Genomic DNA, 1,323 nt, shown 5'->3' on the forward strand with positions numbered 1-1,323 from the left:
GTGGTGGAGGCGTCCAGCATCGCCGTCATCTCGTCGCAGACCAGTACCCGGGGCCGCAGCACCAGCGCGCGTGCGACACAGGCGCGCTGCAGCTGCCCGTCGCTGACCTCGTGCGGGCGGCGGTCGAGCAGGTCGCCGCCGAGGCCGACGGCGCCCGCCAGCTCCCGCACGCGCTCGGTCGCCTCCCGGCCGCGTCCCGTGGCGCGCAGCGGTTCGGCGATCAGCGCGGCGAGGGTGAGCCGGGGGTCGGCGGCGAGCCGGGGCTGTTGGAAGACGACGCCCACGGCGGTGCGCTGCGCGCGCGGCGCCCGGTGCCGCCAGCCCCGGGCCGGTTCACCGTCGAGCCGTACGGTGCCCGCGTACGGGCGGTGCAGCAGCGCCGCGACCTTGGCGAGGGTGGACTTGCCGCAGCCGCTCGGCCCCAGCAGTCCTACCGCCTCGCTCCCGTACACGGTCAGCGAGACGTCACGCAGCACGGGCGCGCGCCGTTCGTATCCCGCGGTGATGCCGCTCAGCTCCAGCGCGGGGTGCGGATCCGCGGTCATACCTTGCTTCCTTCGCGTCGGCCCACGGCGGGCCGGGCGCCGGTGACGGGGTGGTGACAGGCCACACCGTCCTCCGCCGCCGGCAACCGGGCGCACTCGGCGCTCGCCCGGGTGCAGCGGGGCGCGAAGGCACAGCCGTCCGGGAGAGCGTGCAGTTCGGGCGGCATACCGGGGATCGGGGTGAACGCGCGTTCGGGCAGCGCCGCCAGCAGACCACGGGCGTAGGGATGACGGGGGCCCGGCTCGCCGAAGAAGTCCCCGGCGTCGGCCAGTTCGACCACGCGCCCGGCGTACATCACCGCCACCCGGTCGGCGACCCGCTCGGCCGCCGCGAGATCGTGGGTGATCAGCAGCAGGCCCCGCCCGTCGTCGGTGTGGGCACGCAGTTCGTCCACGGTGCGCTCCACCAGGTCGCGGTCGAGTCCGGTGGTCGGCTCGTCGGCGAGCAGCAGCGGCGCGTCGCCGACCAGCGCCAGCGCGGTGGCGGCCCGCTGGGCGAGCCCGCCGGAGAGCTGGTGGGGGTAGCGGTCCAGGTGGTCGACGGGGAAGGCGGCCCGCTCGGACGCCGCCCGGGTCGCGGCGGCCAGCTCCCGTCCCCGCGCACCGGTCAGCTCCCGTACGGTCTCGGCGAGTTGGGAGCGCACCGTGCGCACCGGGGTCAGATGGGCGGCCGGGCTCTGCGGTACGAGACCGACGCGCCGCCCGCGCACCGTGCGGGCGAGGGTGGCCTCGTCGGCAGCGAGCAGATCGAGCCCGGTGTCCTGCCCGGGACCGTACA

General features: G+C 76.4%; 2 protein-coding genes. Both read right to left on the minus strand.

Annotated features, from left to right (window positions below):
- The coding region (locus KBY19_RS35845) for an ABC transporter ATP-binding protein (protein ID WP_210967518.1) at positions 1-545 on the minus strand (545 nt) is incomplete at its 3' end.
- On the minus strand, positions 542-1,323 hold a 782-nt coding region (locus KBY19_RS35850; protein ID WP_210967519.1), incomplete at its 5' end, for an ABC transporter ATP-binding protein. The genes KBY19_RS35850 and KBY19_RS35845, both read right to left, overlap by 4 nt.

Origin of the sequence: Streptomyces sp. B15 (assembly GCF_018070605.1) — a bacterium.
GTDB classification, from domain to species: domain Bacteria; phylum Actinomycetota; class Actinomycetes; order Streptomycetales; family Streptomycetaceae; genus Streptomyces; species Streptomyces smyrnaeus.